This window comes from Limnobaculum zhutongyuii (assembly GCF_004295645.1).
GTDB lineage: Bacteria > Pseudomonadota > Gammaproteobacteria > Enterobacterales > Enterobacteriaceae > Limnobaculum > Limnobaculum zhutongyuii.
In genome coordinates this window covers 2,379,553-2,392,390 of sequence record NZ_CP034752.1, presented here as the reverse complement: position 1 = coordinate 2,392,390, position 12,838 = coordinate 2,379,553, and the positions used below count along the sequence as shown (strand labels likewise).

The window sequence follows — 12,838 nt, the reverse complement described above, 5'->3', positions numbered from 1 at the left end:
ACATGTTAGATTACGATACATTACGATTTATCTGGTGGCTGTTGGTTGGCGTGTTACTGGTAGGTTTCGCCATTACCGATGGTTTTGATATGGGCGTTGGTATCCTTGTTCCTATTATCGGTAAGACCAATACTGAACGTCGCATTATGATTAACAGTATTGCTCCTCACTGGGATGGTAACCAGGTATGGCTGATCACCGCTGGTGGTGCGCTGTTTGCTGCATGGCCACAGGCTTATGCCGCTGCGTTCTCCGGTTTCTATATTGCGATGATTCTGGTTCTGGCGGCGTTATTCTTCCGTCCGGTTGGTTTCGACTATCGCGGTAAAGTTGAAGATCAGCGCTGGCGCAATCTGTGGGATGGTGGCATCTTCTTTGGTAGCTTCGTCCCGGCACTGGTGTTTGGTGTGGCGTTTGGTAACTTGTTACAGGGCGTACCATTCAACATCGACAGCATGTCCCACTTAACTTACACCGGTAACTTCTTCCAACTGCTTAACCCGTTTGCACTGGTTGCTGGCGTAGTTAGCCTGATGATGTTAGTGACTCAGGGTGCAGCATGGTTACAGATGAAGACGACTGCTGAGCTGCGTTTACGCGCTCGTGCCGCAACGCAAATTGGTGCTTTAGTGGTACTGATTGCTTTTGCAGCAGCAGGTGCCTGGGTGGTTTATGGTATCGATGGTTATGTTGTAACCTCGGCATTAGATTATACCGCTCCGTCTGACCCGCTGAATAAGCAAGTTGCTGTTCAGGCAGGTGCATGGCTGATTAACTATAACAACTATCCGATTCTGTGGGCTGTGCCTGCGTTAGGTGTGGTGTTACCGTTACTGACCATCATCAGCTCTCGTTGTAACAGCGGCGGTATGGCATTCCTGTTCTCATCACTGACCATTGCTTGTGTTATCTTTACGGCGGGGATCACCATGTTCCCATTCATCATGCCGTCAAACATTAACCCAAGCGTTAGTCTGACGATGTGGGATGCGACTTCAAGTCACCTGACTCTGACAGTAATGACCTTTGTTGCGCTGATTTTCGTACCAATCGTACTGATTTATACGATTTGGAGTTACGTGAAAATGTTCGGTCGTCTCGATAAGAAACATATCGAAGACAACCACGCTTCACTGTATTGATATCAACATAAGGAGCAAAACAATGTGGTATTTTGCCTGGAGTCTCGGTACGTTGCTTGCCTGTGCATGTGGTATCATCGGTGCAGTATGGTATGAAACCAACAACGGGAATAAAGACGAATAATAATGGGTACTGTGTTTAATAAACTGTACGCTATTATGGATAAGGGCTCGTTTCGGGCCCTTTCTTTAATCTTAGCGTTTTCACTGGCGTTCTGTGTTTTCTGGGATCCTGCCCGGTTCGCAGCCAAAACCAGTTCCATTGAGATATGGCAAAGTTTTCTGATTATGTGGGCCATATGCACCGGGATTATCCATGGGGTAGGGTTCCGCCCCCGGAGAATTCGTTGGAAAGCGGTTTTCACTCCACTTCCTGCAATTGCGATCTTGATCGCAGGCTTGGCTTACTTTTTGTCATAAGCTCATTTCCATATAGCAAAAATAATGGTCAGTTTTCCTAACTGAGAATTATTTTTGCTCTCATCTGCAGCTTCCCATTCCCAAGAGGTTTGCTCTTGCGTATAGTATCAGTCGGTTAGTTATAGAGTCAGACTGGATATATTTGTGAGTAACTTGCTGTTCAAATGGCCCGTTCGGGTCTATTTTGAAGACACTGACGCCGGCGGTGTAGTTTATCACGCCCGTTATGTGGCCTTTTATGAAAGAGCGCGCACTGAGATGCTGCGCCAATACAATTATAATCAGCAACAATTGCTGAGTGAGCATGTCGCTTTCGCTGTTCGTCGTATGGCCGTTGAGTACATTCTTCCTGCTCGTCTTGATGACATGCTGGAGATTGAAACTGAAGTCGTGGCTATTGGCGGCGCATCCCTTACGTTTGCACAACGCATCTTTGACCAACATGGTAAACTTTTAAGCCAGGCAGATGTGTTAGTAGCATGTGTTGATTCACACTTGATGAAGCCAATGAAGCTTCCCAGGTCTATTGTCGCGGAGTTGAAGAAGTGACTGACATGAATATCATGAGCCTGTTCCTTGAGGCTAGTTTACTCGTAAAATTTGTAATGCTGATCCTGGTTGGGTTCTCAATTGCATCCTGGGCCATTATCATCCAGCGTACCCGTATATTAAGTACGGCAAGACGCGAAGCGGAAGCTTTTGAAGATAAATTCTGGTCGGGTATCGATTTGTCTCGTTTGTATCAGGAAAGCAACACCCGCCGTGATGAGCTGGGTGGTTCTGAACAAATTTTCTATTCTGGTTTTAAAGAATTTGCTCGCCTGCATCGCGCTAACAATCATGCGCCGGAAGCAGCCATTGAAGGGGCAACCAGAGCAATGCGCCTTTCTCTGAATCGTGAGCTTGAAAATCTGGAAAACCATATTCCATTCCTTGGTGTGGTGGGGTCTATCAGCCCATATATCGGTCTGTTTGGTACCGTATGGGGTATCATGCACTCCTTTATCGCACTGGGTGCCGTAAAACAGGCTACCCTGCAGATGGTTGCACCGGGTATTGCCGAAGCACTGATTGCTACCGCGATTGGTTTGTTTGCCGCAATCCCTGCTGTAATGGCACATAACCGCCTTAGCTTGCGTGTATTTAAGCTCGAGCAGAATTATGACAACTTTATGGAAGAGTTCACCACAATTCTCCATCGTCAGGCATTCTCTACAGAGACTAAATAAGTAAGGGGGCTAGCGTGGCGTATAAACGTACATCTCGGCGCAGTAGCACGGGTAAAACGGCGGAAATAAACATTGTTCCGCTGTTGGACGTATTGTTAGTGTTGTTGTTGATTTTTATGGCAACTGCACCAATTATTACCCAAAGTGTAGAGGTCGATTTACCAGATGCATCCGACTCTAAAGCAGTCTCTACGGATAATAAGCCGCCAGTTATTGTCGAAGTATCTGGAGTAGGGCAGTATGCATTAGTTATTGATAAAGAGCGTATTGAGCAAATCCCTGAGCAACAGGTGATCGCGGAAGCTCAGGCACGGTTAAAGGAAGATCCAAAGACAGTATTTTTAATCGGTGGCGCTAAAGAAGTTCCCTATGATGAAGTCATTAAAGCGTTAAATATGCTTCATCGTGCTGGTGTAACCTCTGTTGGGTTGATGACTCAACCGATATAATGGTGAGTCTGGCTTAGTTAAGCTAGCGGTCTTGTCAGTTCATTTGTTTTTTGGAAGCAGCGAGTGGTAAAGGCAACAGAGCACGAAGATAAACTAAACCGTTCAGTAATGGTTTCGATAATTTTGCATATCCTGGTGATTGGCTTATTGGCGATCGGCGCGTTTATGCAAAAAGATATCCTGACCGGCGGGGGTGGTGGTGGCTCAGTTATTGACGCTGTGATGGTCGACCCTAATGCGATGGCGCAACAGTACGAACGCCAGCAGCAACAAAAATCAGATGCTAAGCGGGCAGAGAAGCTCAGACAGCAGGAAGTTGATCGTCAGGCTGAAGAGCAGCGTCAACAACAGGCCGCAGAACAGCAACGCCTGAAGCAATTGGAAAAAGACCGTCTGGCTGCTCAGGAAGCAGCGAAAAAACAGGCGGAACAACAGCAACAGGCTGAGCAGGCGGCGAAGAAAGCGCAGGAAGTGCAAAAGCAAGCTGAGGCCCAGGCTGCTCAGGCAAAGGCTGAAGCCGAAGCTCAACAAAAAGCGACGGCAGCTGCCGCAGAAGCAAGAAAGAAAGCGGAAGCCGATGCTAAAAAAGCGGCTGATGACGCTAAAAAGCAAACCGAAGCATTAGCTAAGCAGAAAGCGGCAGAAGATGCCAAACAAAAGGCTGCTGCTGACGCTAAGCAAAAAGCTGCTGATGATGCTAAGAAAGCTGCTGATGCGAAAAAGGCCGCCGCGGATGCCAAAAAAGCTGCTGCAGAAGTTGATGATATCTTTGGTGGATTGGCTTCCGATAAAAATGCACCATCAGCTAATGGTGCTTCAGGTGGTGGTACTAAAGCAGGAGCTACGGGTCCTGAAGTTGACGCCTATATGTCGCAGATTCAATCTGCAATTATGCGAAATTTTTATGATGCGCAATTGTACAGAGGTAAAACCTGTACGCTGCGAATCAAGTTAGCACCAGATGGAACCTTGTTCAGTGTTCAGGCAGAAGGTGGGGATCCGGCGCTTTGTCAGGTTGCATTAGTTGCAGCAAGGCAGGCGAAGATACCGAAACCACCATCAACTGCCGTGTATGAAAAGTTTAAAAACGCTCCAATCGATTTTAAACCACAGTAACTGGAAGATAGATAAAGAGAAATTACGTTTTAGACTTGATTTCTGATTGGTTATAGCCAATATTTGAACGGTTTAAACGTTGTCACTTTGTTACAAACGAGCAATTTATCAAGGCCATCCGGCCGGGATAAGGGAGAGAACATGAAGCATGCATTTCGACTAGCCATGGGTTTGCTGATTTTGTGGGCATCTGTGCTACACGCTGAAGTCAGAATCGTTATTACTCAGGGCGTGGATTCAGCCAGACCAATTGGCGTTGTTCCATTTAAGTGGACTGGTACTGGCGCCGCGCCAGAAAATATCGCCGATATTATTGCTTCTGATTTAAGAAACAGTGGCAAATTTAATCCACTGGCGGCTGAACGTAACCCACAATCACCCACCACCGTTTCTGAAGTGACTCCGGCAGCATGGTCTGCTTTAGGGATCGATGCGGTAGTAGTTGGACAAATTCAGCCAAGTGCTGATGGTGGTTATCTGGTCTCTTATCAATTAGTTGATACTTCAACGGCCAGCCCAACGGTTTTATCGCAAAACCAATATAAGATCACTAAACAATTGTTACGCTTTGCGGCTCACACCGCCAGCGATGAAACCTTTGAAAAATTAACCGGTATTAAAGGTGCATTCCGTACTCGTATTGCGTACGTAGTACGTAAAGCCGGTGGTCAATTCCCTCATGAACTGCGCGTATCAGACTATGATGGATTTAACCAGTCTGTGGTTCACCGTTCACCAGAGCCGCTGATGTCTCCGGCCTGGTCTCCGGACGGTAGCAAAATTGCTTATGTAACGTTTGAAAGCGGTCGTTCTGAATTAGTGGTTCAGACGTTATCTAACGGTGCCATTAAGCGCGTTGCCGCTTTCCCTCGTCACAACGGTGCTCCGGCGTTCTCTCCGGATGGCTCTAAACTGGCTTTTGCATTATCAAAAGATGGCAGTTTGAACCTGTATGTGATGAACTTAGCTTCAGGTCAAATTACTCAGGTAACTCGCAGTCGTAGCAACGACACCGAGCCATCCTGGTATCCGGATAATCAAACTCTGGCGTACACTTCAGACCAGGGTGGACGTCCACAAATTTATAAAGTGAATATTAACGGCGGTGCGCCGGTTCGCGTTTCCTGGGAAGGTGCTCAAAATCAAGACACGGATGTATCACCAGACGGCAAGTTTATGACTATGGTGAGTTCCGCGAATGGTCAACAGCACATCGCTAAACTGGATCTGGACACAGGAGCGGTGCAAGTATTGACCGAAACCTTCCTGGATGAAACGCCGAGTATCGCACCTAACGGAACCATGATTATCTATAGTGCCACTGAAGGGCCGGGTAGCGTGTTACGTTTAGTTTCGACCGATGGGCGTTTTAAAGCGCGTCTTCCGGCAACTGAAGGTCAGGTTAAATTCCCTGCCTGGTCGCCGTATCTGTGATGCATGATGTTAAAAATGTATGGCAATCTTATTTATTAAAGGATCGAGAAAAATGCAACTGAATAAAGTGCTGAAGGGGCTGATGTTTGCGTTACCTGTTATGGCTCTGGCTGCATGTAGCAGCAGTGGTTCTGACACTGATGGTAGCCAGTCAGGTATGGGTGCTAACGGCGGTTACGGTATGGGTGGCAACAGTTCATCTCTGGATGAGCAAGCGCGTCTGACTCTGCAACAACTGCAAAGCAACAACATCGTTTACTTCGATTATGACAGCTACGATGTGCGTTCTGATTTCGCTCAAATGCTGGATGCTCATGCAGCATTCCTGCGTTCAAACCCGTCTTACAAAGTGACTATCGAAGGTCATGCGGATGAGCGCGGTACTCCGGAATACAACATCGCACTGGGCGAACGTCGTGCTAATGCGGTGAAGATGTATCTCCAGGGTAAAGGCGTATCTGGTGAGCAAATGGCTATCGTCTCTTATGGTAAAGAGAAACCTGCTGTATTAGGTCATGACGAAGCTGCATATGCTAAAAACCGTCGCGCAGTACTTGTTTACTAAGAGAAACTCATGAACCGTAATTTCAGATATCGTTTATTAGGTCTGTCGTTACTGGTTGGCATAGCAGCCCCTGGGGCTGCTATTGCTGCGTCAGATGATGAGCGCCTCACTCAACTGGAGCGTATATCTAACGCACATGGACAGCTGTTGACTCAATTGCAGCAGCAGTTGTCCGATTCGCAGAGAGATATTGATAGTCTGCGTGGTCAGATCCAAACCAATCAGTATCAGTTAGAACAAATTGTCGAACGACAAAAGATTATTTTGCAGCAGATAGATGAACTAGGTAGTAAAGGGGCTTCATCTGCCGCGAGTACTTCCAATACTTCATCTGCCAGTGCGGCTACTACTACGGGCGCAACAGCAAGTACCTCAACCGGTGCTGCCGCAGCAAGCAGTGGTAATGAAAAGCAGGATTACGATAATGCGGTAACCCTGGCTTTGGAAAAGAAACAGTATGATGATGCTATCACTGCCTTCCAAAGTTTTGTAAAACAGTACCCAAACTCCAGCTATCAGCCAAATGCTAATTACTGGCTGGGACAACTGAATTACAACAAAGGCAAAAAAGATGATGCATCATACTATTTTGCTACCGTAGTAAAAAATTATCCTAAATCACCTAAAGCTTCTGAATCAATGCTGAAAGTGGGCATTATCATGCAGGAGAAAGGCGAGAAGGATAAGGCTAAAGCGGTGTATCAGCGTATTATCTCCCTGTATGCGAACAGCGCCAGCGCTAAACAAGCAGAAAAACGTTTAAGCGCTCTGTAAGCTTTTGGCTATTATAATCTGCCTGTATTTTTACCAGATTGGCTATTTTATGAGGTCAGATGGGTAAAGATCAGGCAGTTAGATGTCGAAAGGGAAAATTTTTGTTGCACAAATTCCAGAAGTGATTAATATAAGCCGCCGTTGCAGGGGATAACTGGATACAGCATCCGTATGTAACAGATAGCAAATTAGTAAAGATAGTAAAGCTTAGGGTCGTTAGCTCAGTCGGTAGAGCAGTTGACTTTTAATCAATTGGTCGCAGGTTCGAATCCTGCACGACCCACCATCTAAGCCATTTCATCTTGATTTATTTCGTTGTTATCACTTCAGAATATCAATAATGGGTCGTTAGCTCAGTCGGTAGAGCAGTTGACTTTTAATCAATTGGTCGCAGGTTCGAATCCTGCACGACCCACCATTATTGAATAAGCGCCTAAGGCGCTTTTTTTATGTCTGAAAATCGTGGGGATGAAGAACCCAAGGTTCGAGTCGAACGCAGTGAGACAACGTTGCCAACGGCAACGGCCCGGAGGGCGAGGCCAGAGGCCGAGTAATCCTGCACGACCCACCATTATTGAACGAGCGCCTAAGGCGCTTTTTTTATGACTGAAAATCGTGGGGATGAAGAACCCAAGGTTCGAGTCGAACGCAGTGAGACAACGTTGCCAACGGCAACGGCCCGAAGGGCGAGGCCACAGGCCGAGTAATCCTGCACGACCCACCATTATTGAATGAGCGCCTAAGGCGCTTTTTTTATGACTGAAAATCGTAGGGATGAAGAACCCAAGGTTCGAGTCGAACGTAGTGAGACAACGTTGCCAACGGCAACGGCCCGAAGGGCGAGGCCAGAGGCCGAGTAATCCTGCACGACCCACCATTATTGAACAAGCGCCTAAGGCGCTTTTTTTATGTCTGAAAATCGTGAGAATTCATTGTTCCTGCAATATTTCCATTTACCAGCCACGCCTATATGCAACCGGTATCAGCTTTCTGTGAACTGAATGGCTCTGTCAGCGTTATTTTTCCTAAAGAGATTGTTGTTATCACCTGCATCTTTAAAAACGCTTAGAAACGGAATAGAAGGCCTGTGTCATGAAGGAAATCATTTGATACTAGGGAATAACTTGGATAAGGCGGGAATAAACGGGATTATCATTAGCTTACCCGATTAGGGTTATTTGATACCACTTTTCAAAAAACAACTTGATTCGCAAAATATTTGATACTACACGTTAATGGTTTAAATACTGTTTAAGACTTGTTTAAAAAGAAATTATCTAACGCTATTACTTCCTTTTACTATACTGACAAAAGAACATATAGGTACTTTTGTTGAGGCGGCGCATTCTTCCTGTAACCCATTAATATAAAATCACATTTGCAATGTAGCGACCTCTTTTTGTTTTATTACAAAAGAACGTACATTTTTTACTTTTAGGTTCTATTCAAAAAGACCTCATATCATATGATGCATGAGTGCAACGTCTTTATCCAACCTTTCTTTTTTTCGATGTGAGGCTGCCCTGTATTACCTTCTCACTAACCTTAGGTGCCCCTTTTTTCACTTCCTCAAAGAGCCGCATAACCTGTTCTTTTTCAGCCTCCGACAGTGAAGCAAATTCGGCTGAAACACTTGGCTCATTTAAAGCGCTTAAAATACCGTCAATGCCAAACCTTATAATTGCATTAATTAAAGATTGGCGCTGAGAGCTTGTTAAGTTCTTCATAATGAATGCCAGCCCTTCGTCATATTGCGTAGTACTCATTTCGCTTAATTGTGCGAAATCATCACCTGTTATAAGCCATTCTAACGGAGCACAGCAAGCAATAGATATAGCTTGTATCTTATCGATTGCCGGAAAACTTTTTCCTTTTAAATAGCCACGGATTGCTGATTCAGATACGCCACTTAGACGCGCCAATTCAACATTAGACATGCTCCCCATAGCTAGCTTCAATCGTTCGGCAAATCGGTTTATTCCCGGCATGGGAATAAACCGATTACGGTCTTTATCCTTATATACGTTTTTTTCCATACAACCACCTGATATATATTAACCTTTAATTGAATCGCTAAATGTTGCGAATAAACCGCTTGCAATCGGTTTATTGTGCGATTACCTTTATGTATATCTGATAACCATTTTAGATTATCAGTTTTGATAAACAGAAGAGGATCACACAATGCCGCAGCCAAAACAAGATTTGACGGATCTGTTTGTCGATCTGGGTCAAGATTGGCCCAGCGACGCAATTATTCGAGCACTTAAACGTAAGGGCCTTAAGTTGCGTGATATAGAAAAAGAACTTGGATTAAAAGAGAACAGTATTCGTAATGCGTTTTATCGTTCATGCCCTGGTTATGAAAGTGCCATTGCTGAAAAGATCGGTCTTTCTCCTGATGTAATCTGGCCTAGCCGTTACCCATCCGAACAGCGTCTGACAGCGTAACGGGAGAGATACGATGTCCATTTGGTTAACAGTAAAAGAGTGCGCCACGCTGCCGGGCTTTCCCGCAATGGAACACAATATCCGTAGCCGTCTGGATAAGGCCGCTAAAGGGGTGACTGGATTACGCCGTCGCCGTGAAGGTACCAAAGCCTTTGAATATCATATCGACTGTTTGCCAATTGCTGCTCAGGAACAAGTCCGCGCTCGTTTCGTTCAGCAGATGATGACTAAGCCGAATATCTCCGCCACCGTTCCGACCTTAGTATCGCCAGCCACCAAAGGCCGTGACGAAGGCAAGATAGCCCTCTATCGTCAGTGTCCGGCACTGATGGAACAAAAGCTGGTTGAGTTCAATACAGCGCAGCGCGCCGTCGCTGATGCCCGTATCGTTCTGGTCTCTGAAGTTCTGCGTCTAGGTGCGGTACCAGGTTACAGTTGCGCCAAGGCTATCCGCGAGATTGTCCGCCTGGCTCAGGCTAATGATTTACCATCGCACCTGGCACAGGCCGCAGCTCAGGCCAACGCCAAGAAAGGCAAGACCCGCGCCCTCAGTGAAATCACCCTCAAGCGTTGTGTTGCTGACTTCAACAAGGCGTCTTCACCTGCTGAACGTCTGGTCTTACTGGCTCCGGGTAAGCGCCAACCGGTAAAACTGGAAGCTATACCATGGTTCTCTGATTTCATGGCGCACTTCAGGGATACCAACGGAATATTGATGACCGAGGCTTACGAGGCATTCAAGGCCGAATGGTGCGCCTGTTACGCTGACCAGCCGGACATGATGGCGGCTATTCCTTCCTACGATACCATTTGCTACCAGATGAAAAAACTACCCGCTGTCGTGAAGCAACAAGGCCGGGTTACTGGCAGTGAATCACGCCAGATTGAAGGTTTTGTTCGCCGTGACTGGAACAGTTTACCAGTCAATTATGTCTGGATTGGTGACGGACACGGAATGAAAATGAAGGTTGCACACCCTGACCATGGCAACCCATTTACCCCTGAGGTGACCTTCGTCATGGACGGTTCTTGCCGTTTCATTACCGGCTGGAGTCTGGCGCTATCAGAGAGCGTGATTGCCGTTGCTGATGCGCTTCGTTATGGCATCAAGAAGGAAGGCAAACCGTTTATCTATTACTCAGATAACGGCGGTGGTGAAACAAACAATACCTTTGATGCTGATATCACCGGGATACTGCCGCGCTTAGGCATTGACCACCGCACGGGTATTCCTGAGAACCCACAAGGCCGGGGTATCATCGAACGTCTAAACCGTTCCTTAGCTATGCGTATCTCCCGCCAGTTCGCCACCTATTACGGTACCGGCGCTGACCGTAATACGGTGCGCCGTATGGGTAAGACGCTGACCTCTGCCTTAAACGCACAGCGCAAAGGCCGGGAGTTAACACCCGTACAAAAGCGTGCCCTGCAAGGGTTGCCATCATGGGACGAACTGGTTGCAGCGATTGAGTCCGGTATCGAGTGGTACAACAATCGGCCGCACAGCGAACTACCGAAAACGGACAGCGGTGAACACTTCACCCCCGCGCAGTTTCGCCGCTACAAACTGGAGCAGGACAAGACCGCAATTGAGTGGCTATCAGACGTGGAGCTTCGCGACATGTTCATGCCACAGATTGAACGTACCGTGAACCGCTGTGAAGTCCGCCTGTTCAATAACTTCTATTACTCCTTAGACCTGAACCATGAGCACGGTAATCAGGTACTGGTCAGCTATGACATCCATGATGCAAATCGCGTCATCGTTCGCCGCATGGATGGAACCTACATCTGTGATGCTGTTTGGGATGGCAACAAGAAAGCCGCCTTTGCTGTTACTGCCGAATACCATCAGCGCCAGCAGCGCATCAAAGGTATGCGCAATCGTGCTGAAGAAAAAATCCGTCTGGCCGAGGCTGAAGGTAACCGGACATTGTTATCACCTGTGGAAGAGGAGCGCCTGAACAATAACATCTATCGCACTATTGGTAATGTTGTTGCGGTAGAGCAACCAGTCGAAGAGCCCGTCGATATTGATGTCGATAGCGCATTCAGCGCAGGTATAGACCGCCTGTACCGTAAACAGTTAGACGACCAGATTTAATACCAGGAGAAACACGATGAATACTATTGAAGAAACCCGCGCTGCCGTTATGGCAATCAAGGAAAAAGAAAAGCTAGCCTCCGCCACTATTGCCATTGAAAGCGAAGTCTCCGGGGCTGCCTTGTCTCAGTTCCTGCGTGGTACCTATCCCGGCAACAATGCTGAGGTTGCCCTGAAGCTGGAGAAGTGGCTGGAGAGTCGCGCAGCCCGTCAGTCAGTGGCGGCAGTGGTTACTGCTCCCCGATTCATTGAAACGAAAATCGTCTCAGATATCTGGCGTGCATTAGTTTATGCACAAGGAGCGCAGCGTATCGCCATCATTTACGGTAACCCTGGCGTGGGTAAAACAGTTGCCTTGCGTGAGTTCTCCGAACGTAACCCGAATGTCTGGCTCATTACTATCAAGCCGTCCACATCGTCACTGGTGGAATGTTTGAGCGAGTTTGCCGATGCGCTGGGGCTATCTGATGCACCTCGCCGTGCAGGCCCGTTGTGCCGGACTATCCGCCGTCGCATTACCGGCACGAAAGGTCTGCTCATTGTTGATGAATCTGACCATCTTGATTATGACGTTTACGAAGAACTGCGCCTGCTTCAGGAAGAAACCGGCATTGGTCTGGCTTTGTGCGGTAACCATAAAGTGTATTCCAAACTCACCGGCGGCAATTCCCGCAGTGTGGACTATGCGCGATTGTTCTCCCGTATCTCTAAAAAGATAGTGATTGAAGGTGTGCGCACTGGCGACGTCGACGCCATCGCGGACGCCTGGCAACTCAACGGCCGCAAAGAACGCGAGTTGATCCATAAGCTGGCCGCCAAGAGTGGCGCATTGCGAACCGTATCCACCACGCTCGATCTTGCTGCAATCATCGCCCAGGGCGCAGATGAAGCCTTATCTGAGCGCCATATCCGTGCTGCTGTTAAAGACCTGGAAGGAGTTTAATTGTGAAAGAGAAAGAAATCATGGCGATTATTATCCGGGTTATCCCCAGAAAGGACGGGATCCATCATCAAATCGATGCGGCCGGTCACGAAGCGCTTAAAGATATCGTAAAGCTCTATCTGGATACGCTGGAGAAAGTTATTCCGGCAACGGGTGCAGTGGCGCAAAAGATGCTTATTGAGATAGCTAAAAGTAAGGGGTGTCATTAATT

Annotated in this window: 15 protein-coding genes, 2 tRNA genes and 3 other RNA genes; 19 read left to right on the top strand and 1 reads right to left on the bottom strand. The window is 47.2% G+C overall.

Translation table 11 applies throughout. The features are described from left to right. Positions 1–2: 2 nt before the first annotated feature. From cydB to EKN56_RS10590, 15 genes are all read left to right on the top strand, one after another. The gene (cydB, locus tag EKN56_RS10660) at positions 3–1,142 is read left to right on the top strand and encodes a cytochrome d ubiquinol oxidase subunit II (RefSeq protein WP_130591769.1); all 1,140 of its coding nucleotides are present in this window, start codon (positions 3–5) and stop codon (positions 1,140–1,142) included. A gap of 22 nt (positions 1,143–1,164) precedes the next feature. Continuing rightward, positions 1,165–1,266 carry a cytochrome bd-I oxidase subunit CydX gene (cydX, locus tag EKN56_RS10655; RefSeq protein WP_130591768.1) on the top strand — a complete coding sequence of 34 codons (102 nt, stop codon included), beginning with the start codon at positions 1,165–1,167 and terminating at the stop codon, positions 1,264–1,266. Positions 1,267–1,268: 2 nt separating this feature from the next. Beyond that, positions 1,269–1,562, top strand: a complete 294-nt coding sequence (ybgE, locus tag EKN56_RS10650; RefSeq protein WP_130591767.1) for a cyd operon protein YbgE — start codon at positions 1,269–1,271, stop codon at positions 1,560–1,562. 144 nt (positions 1,563–1,706) lie between these two features. Continuing rightward, the gene (gene ybgC, locus EKN56_RS10645) at positions 1,707–2,111 is read left to right on the top strand and encodes a tol-pal system-associated acyl-CoA thioesterase (RefSeq protein WP_130591766.1); all 405 of its coding nucleotides are present in this window, start codon (positions 1,707–1,709) and stop codon (positions 2,109–2,111) included. Further along, on the top strand, positions 2,108–2,791 hold the full coding sequence (tolQ, locus tag EKN56_RS10640; protein WP_130591765.1) for a Tol-Pal system protein TolQ: 684 nt from the start codon (positions 2,108–2,110) through the stop codon (positions 2,789–2,791). Before ybgC ends, tolQ begins: the two co-directional genes overlap by 4 nt. 14 nt (positions 2,792–2,805) lie before the next feature. Continuing rightward, positions 2,806–3,240, top strand: a complete 435-nt coding sequence (tolR, locus tag EKN56_RS10635) for a colicin uptake protein TolR (RefSeq protein WP_130591764.1) — start codon at positions 2,806–2,808, stop codon at positions 3,238–3,240. Between the two features lie 63 nt (positions 3,241–3,303). After that, positions 3,304–4,356 carry a cell envelope integrity protein TolA gene (tolA, locus tag EKN56_RS10630; protein ID WP_130591763.1) on the top strand — a complete coding sequence of 351 codons (1,053 nt, stop codon included), beginning with the start codon at positions 3,304–3,306 and terminating at the stop codon, positions 4,354–4,356. Positions 4,357–4,497: 141 nt separating this feature from the next. Then, entirely contained in the window at positions 4,498–5,790 is a 1,293-nt protein-coding gene (gene tolB, locus EKN56_RS10625; protein ID WP_130591762.1) for a Tol-Pal system beta propeller repeat protein TolB, read from the top strand. A 52-nt stretch (positions 5,791–5,842) separates the two neighbouring features. Further along, a complete protein-coding gene (pal, locus tag EKN56_RS10620) occupies positions 5,843–6,355 on the top strand; it encodes a peptidoglycan-associated lipoprotein Pal (protein ID WP_130591761.1) in 513 nt (170 codons plus the stop codon). A 9-nt stretch (positions 6,356–6,364) separates the two neighbouring features. Next, the gene (gene cpoB / locus EKN56_RS10615) at positions 6,365–7,129 is read left to right on the top strand and encodes a cell division protein CpoB (protein WP_130591760.1); all 765 of its coding nucleotides are present in this window, start codon (positions 6,365–6,367) and stop codon (positions 7,127–7,129) included. Positions 7,130–7,339: 210 nt separating this feature from the next. Further along, positions 7,340–7,415: transfer RNA gene (locus tag EKN56_RS10610), tRNA-Lys, on the top strand. A gap of 56 nt (positions 7,416–7,471) precedes the next feature. Beyond that, positions 7,472–7,547: transfer RNA gene (locus EKN56_RS10605), tRNA-Lys, on the top strand. 30 nt (positions 7,548–7,577) lie between these two features. After that, positions 7,578–7,700, top strand: a non-coding RNA gene (locus tag EKN56_RS10600) — RtT sRNA. A gap of 30 nt (positions 7,701–7,730) precedes the next feature. Continuing rightward, positions 7,731–7,853: non-coding RNA, RtT sRNA (locus EKN56_RS10595), on the top strand. Positions 7,854–7,881: 28 nt separating this feature from the next. Beyond that, positions 7,882–8,006, top strand: a non-coding RNA gene (locus EKN56_RS10590) — RtT sRNA. 610 nt (positions 8,007–8,616) lie between these two features. On the opposite strand, the gene EKN56_RS10585 is transcribed toward EKN56_RS10590, so the two are convergent. Further along, positions 8,617–9,165, bottom strand: a complete 549-nt coding sequence (locus EKN56_RS10585) for a helix-turn-helix domain-containing protein (protein ID WP_130591759.1) — start codon at positions 9,163–9,165, stop codon at positions 8,617–8,619. A gap of 148 nt (positions 9,166–9,313) precedes the next feature. Between EKN56_RS10585 and EKN56_RS10580 the strand changes: the two genes are divergently transcribed. The 4 genes from EKN56_RS10580 to EKN56_RS10565 are packed head-to-tail and all read left to right on the top strand — an operon-like array spanning position 9,314 to position 12,836. Further along, the gene (locus tag EKN56_RS10580) at positions 9,314–9,580 is read left to right on the top strand and encodes a helix-turn-helix domain-containing protein (protein WP_130591758.1); all 267 of its coding nucleotides are present in this window, start codon (positions 9,314–9,316) and stop codon (positions 9,578–9,580) included. Positions 9,581–9,599: 19 nt separating this feature from the next. Beyond that, positions 9,600–11,684: a Mu transposase C-terminal domain-containing protein gene (locus tag EKN56_RS10575; protein ID WP_407656552.1), complete on the top strand. Its 2,085-nt coding sequence runs from the start codon at positions 9,600–9,602 to the stop codon at positions 11,682–11,684. Positions 11,685–11,700: 16 nt separating this feature from the next. Next, the gene (locus EKN56_RS10570; protein WP_130591756.1) at positions 11,701–12,627 is read left to right on the top strand and encodes an AAA family ATPase; all 927 of its coding nucleotides are present in this window, start codon (positions 11,701–11,703) and stop codon (positions 12,625–12,627) included. A gap of 2 nt (positions 12,628–12,629) precedes the next feature. Beyond that, entirely contained in the window at positions 12,630–12,836 is a 207-nt protein-coding gene (locus EKN56_RS10565; RefSeq protein WP_130591755.1) for a hypothetical protein, read from the top strand. Positions 12,837–12,838: the final 2 nt, after the last annotated feature.